This is a genomic window from Candidatus Paceibacterota bacterium (genome assembly GCA_041660505.1).
Taxonomy (GTDB): domain Bacteria; phylum Patescibacteriota; class Minisyncoccia; order Phycocordibacterales; family JACRKE01; genus JBAZWG01.
Genome location: JBAZWG010000008.1, coordinates 1 through 4300 on the forward strand (window position 1 = coordinate 1; position 4300 = coordinate 4300).

The following is a 4300-nucleotide window of genomic DNA, read 5'->3' on the forward strand; positions in this document are numbered from 1 at the left end:
TTCGAGAGCCCCTGCCAAGGGCAAGGCCCTAAGCCCCGTCGGCGCTGCCTCCTCCTCTCCCGTGGACCGCACTTCTAGCGTAAATGAAAAAGAACCTAACGACTGTTAGGTTCTAAGATACGAGCCCTGAACTAGAGCTGGGCATAGTTCAGGGCTAGAGCGAGACATATCGCAATAAGTCTAATAGACAATTTCTTGCACGTTTCGCCCATAGGCGTGCATAAGTGATCACGTCACTAAGACAATCTCTGTTACGCACGCTAAAGAACAAAGTCTTTTATAGATGAATAGTCGGATCTTGGCAATAAATAATTCCCTTATGTCCACCCCCGGGGTGGACAGGGTGAGATGGCAAGAAAAAACCCTGAACTGGAGTTTAAGAAAAACACAGTTCAGGGTGAGAGTGAGACACGTCGGCCTACGTCATTTTAAGACAACATCATCGCCATCTCGCTCCAAGGAGTGCATACTCAGTCAAGTCAAAAAGACATTCGAACGCACGCACACCTTATTAAAGAACAATGTTGTTTATATGTGAATGGGTAGAAGATGGCAAGAAAAAACCCTGAACTGGAGTTTAAGAAAAACACAGTTCAGGGCGAGAGCGAGACAACCTGCTTCAAGTCCTAAGACACATACTTTGACGTCTCGCTCAATGGTGTGCAACCTGTTATACGTCGAATGGACATGGGCCTTCTCGCACACCTAAAAGAACTAATTGGTTATATAAGATTTCCTTAATTTAAGCAAGAAAAAAACCCTGAACTGGAGCCAAGTAAGCATAGTTCAGGGCGGGAGCGAGACAAGACCTGCAACGTCATTAGGACAATCGGTACTACGTTTCGCTCAAAGGTGTGCACTCCTGCATACGTCGATTAGACAACTAGTCTCACGCACACCTATAAAGAACTCATTGGTTATAAGTCATTTTTTTATGAACCGCAAGCAAGAACATAGGTACGAGCTCACAAGACTGAGTAGAACTGCCCAAAACCCCTCTATTTCCCTTATCAGGGGGAACAAAAATAGTACCTCCCATTATCCAAACTTCGCTCTGCCAGCTGGCGGGGGCTTCATCCTACGCTAAAGCTTCGGACGACAAGTCGCTTGGCGAGGCCCAGCCTTTGCATAAAGCTACGGCGGGCAAGGCAGGGGAGGAACACAAATATCCGCTAATATACGACGTTTTGTGATTGACAGCCAGGGTTATTTCTGGTAATCAAGGATAGCTGCTGCTTGGGTTTTACTTAAACTCATAACAGCGCGGGTTCTTTACAATTGAGGCAGTGTTTGTGAGTTTTCCCGTAATGTCTTTTAGACGAAAGGGGTTTGTGATGACGCGTTTTATTGGTATCCGACATCGGCGGAAGCGGACGAAAGAGGGGGAGGCCAGGCCGACAACGGTGGCGATTGCGGAAGGCGGCCAGATGGTGACCTATGATTTGGAGTCAGACACGGTCGAACTGGATTTCCTGATGCACCGTTTTCCCATTGCCTGGCGTAAGGTGAGGGATGATGAAGAAATCATGTATTGCACGGAGGAATCGGCGGAAGGGGTGCGAGTTCGCCACTGCAAGTCTCGTAAAGTGAAGGACGGCGAGGAAGTGACTACTCTTCATCCTTCACATGTGCTGAAAATTTTGGATCCAAAGTCGGGAAAAGCAGTGATGATAATTGTCACGCAAATACCTGTCACCTATGAAGGTTTGAAGTACGGCGATATGGTTGGCATGGTGCTGGGCGGATCTGGCGACAGATATGCGTCTGCGCTTTCGCGGCGCGGCGAAGAGGTTGGGGCAGAGGTGTATCGTTTGCCGCCTTTTTCACTGGCCGATAAACGTGGTGATGCTACCAAAGAGGATGATCATTTGCTGATAGCTAGTCTGCTGCAGCGGGAGAGATCGTTGTTTTATCTCGTGCGCCGACGGGATCGAGACATGATTCGCACTAAGGAAGCGTTCAGTCTGCGGATGAGTGCAATGAAATCGCGAATCGCGTGCGGGCAACGGCTCGAGCAACGGATGGTAGGTAAGATTTTTTTGAATGAGGAAGGACATTTTCCGGAAGGAGTGATTGAGGACTTGGCGGCAGCGGAACTGGCTAACGACGTGATTTATGGAAGCAGTGACGATGAGGAACGGAAATACTCTCGTGAGCTGGAAAAGTCCGTTAAGAATATGGCCTTGTGGGATCTGGTGTTTGATGACATTGTTGGCTGTGGTACACGATTAGCGGCCGGATTGATTGTTCCTATCAGCGATATTCGACGGTTCTGGGTTGATCCGGCGCGCATGGAGGAGATGTACCAGCAGAGCCGCCTGTTTGAACAGAAGGGTGGTTTTGCTCGGGACCAACATCATGTAAAGGATCAGATCAGGGAAGATATGGGACGTTGCGAAGTGCTGGGACTGGTGGCTCGTTGGCAAGAAGCTAACGGTAAGCATGAACAAGCGAATCATTTACGACAAGCTAGTTCGTGTCATCGGGAGCGCGGTCGCCTGTTATCTAAAGGCAAAGCCAAGTTGCGAAAGTTTTGCGGGGTACATGTTAACAGTCATGACAAGAAGGGCGAACGGTTGCCGAGTCATCTGCAGTTTCCCCGTCGTCGAATGGGTGAGGTCTTTAACTCCTCCGGAGTGGCCAGGCAGACATTATGGCTGCTTGGTGATCAGTTCAATAGACATCCGGATAGTGATTGGGGGAAAAGATTTCTCCAGATCAAGCAGAAGATGCGCGAGAAACATCCGGAAATCGTGGAAGAGGAAGTGGAAGAGGTGAGTAACGGTTTTAAAAAAAAGGTGATAAAGAAACGGTTCACACCTGGCCACATTCAAAAGATGGCTTTGTGGCGGACGCGCAGTAAATTCGTGGATCATTTGTTCCTGGAGTGGACGAGAATTGAGGAGGATGCGGAACGACAACGTCGTGCAGAAGTACAAGATCTTCAAGACCTGCTGTGGCTTGAGGGTATTTGCGATGACTAGCTGCAAATAACCAGATATTCGAAACTTGATGGACTTGAGCGGCGTGGCCTGGCGTGTCTTAATGACGTCCGTTCTGATGCCTTGCCCTTGCCTTGAATCGTGCGATTCTCTTGTTTAGGGTTTGCCTAAATATAGAGTTTTGTACGGTTCAAGGCTTTTTTCTTGCTTTAAATAAGGAGATCGTATATAACCAATTAGTTCTTTTGGTGTGCGATCTTTCTTGTGTCCGAGCGACGTGGCTTGAATTGCATACCTTTTGAGTGAGACGTGAATGCTTCTGTCTTAAATGACGTTTTATGGGGTGTCTTGCTCCCGCCCTGAACTGTGCCCAGCTCTAGTCCAGGGCTTTTTTCTTGCCGAGATCCGACTATTCATATATAAAAGACTTTGTTCTTTAAGTGTGCGTATGAGCGGTGGTCTAATTGACATTCAAGCGTGTGCACACCTTTAGAGAGAGACGTGGCAGGAAGTGTCTAAGCGACGTGTCGGTGCTTGTCTCGCTCCCGCCCTGAACTGTGCCCAGCTCTAGTTCAGGGCTTTTTCTTGCAAAAACTCCTAGAATTATATATAAACTATCTGTCTTCGTGTGCGTTGGGCGAGCTGTCTTTATAGACGAAAGGAGGAATGTATACGTTTGAGCGAGACGCGGGTACAAGTGTTTGTAATGACGTGTAGACGTTTGTTTCGCTCCAGCCCTGAATCTTACTTTGTTCTGGTTCAGGGCTCTTTTTAACGGCGGATGAAAATAGATTACAATAATAGTTGAAATGTTTAACAATTTAAGGTACTGATTACTCATTAATATTTTTAACAAAAAAGCGATGATTGAAAGAACATTGGCGATTATAAAACCGGATGGAATACAAAGAGGATTGATCGGAGAAATAGTGGGCCGGTTTGAGAAAGCAGGCTTGAAGATCGTGGGGATGAAGCTGGTATGGCCAAATAAGAAGCTGGTAGGTGAGCACTACGCGGACGATAAAGAATATTTAACAGGAATAGGGGAGAAAGCATTGGCGAATGCCAAGGAAAAAGGTGTTGAGATGAAGGAGACAGCGCTAGAAATCGGCCAGCGTGTGCGGGAAAGCAATATCAGATATATATCGACTGGTCCAGTGCTGGCATTTGTCTTGGAAGGAAATACGGCGGTGCAGTCGGTGCGGAACATGATTGGCGGGACTAATCCGTTAACGGCTGATATCGGGACGATCAGAGGAGATTTAACGATCGATGATTTTATGCAGTCGGATGCGGAGAGTCGTTCGGTGCGGAACCTGATGCATGCATCGGGGGATGTTGATGAGGCAAACAGGGAG

The 4300-nt window shown here is 47.7% G+C and carries 2 protein-coding genes; both read left to right on the top strand.

What is annotated here, in order from left to right:
* The first annotated feature begins 1307 nt into the window (after window positions 1–1307).
* The gene (locus WC764_04705) at window positions 1308–2984 is read left to right on the top strand and encodes a hypothetical protein (protein ID MFA6006994.1); all 1677 of its coding nucleotides are present in this window, start codon (window positions 1308–1310) and stop codon (window positions 2982–2984) included.
* An 821-nt stretch (window positions 2985–3805) separates the two neighbouring features.
* The coding region (locus WC764_04710) for a nucleoside-diphosphate kinase (GenBank protein ID MFA6006995.1) at window positions 3806–4300 on the top strand (495 nt) is incomplete at its 3' end.